The sequence below is a fragment of the Stenotrophomonas sp. CASM106 genome, assembly GCF_049384825.1.
Taxonomy (GTDB): domain Bacteria; phylum Pseudomonadota; class Gammaproteobacteria; order Xanthomonadales; family Xanthomonadaceae; genus Stenotrophomonas; species Stenotrophomonas muris.
On record NZ_JBMRFS010000040.1, the window covers coordinates 1 to 477 of the forward strand.

Consider the following 477-nt stretch of genomic DNA (forward strand, 5'->3'; position numbering starts at 1 on the left):
GAAAGCATTGGCCTGGAAACTGGCCACCGGCGCCGGTCCCCACCAGCCATCGCCATAGCCGATGAAAGCGTTGTGCCAGTGCCGACCCGAAGGCGAGACGTCCTTGCTGCCGGTGAAATTGCCGCTGCCCGGCGGCGGCGTACCCGCGTCTCCCCAGGGGTAGCGGCCACTGCTCCCGGCGCGCAGCGCAGATTCGAATTCGGCCTCGCTCGGCAGCCGGTAGCTGCGTCCGGTCTGCTCGGACAGCCATGCCGCGTAGTTCTCGGCATCCCGCACGCTGACATGCATCACCGGCGAGTTGCCCAGTGCGCGCGCGCCATCGTAATCCGAACGCCAGTCGACGCCGCTACGGCGGATGAAATTGCCGCTGCGCTCGTCATAGACCACCGAGTGGCCGCGCCGGGTCGCACGTGGTCGTGCATTGGTCGACTTCACATAGCGCTCGAAATCGCCGACGGTAACCTCGGTGATCACCAT

1 protein-coding gene is annotated in these 477 nt (G+C 66.2%); it reads right to left on the reverse strand.

What is annotated here, in order from left to right:
* Window positions 1–477: SUMF1/EgtB/PvdO family nonheme iron enzyme (locus tag VG556_RS22405; protein ID WP_423180057.1), on the reverse strand; the 477-nt coding region annotated here is incomplete at both ends.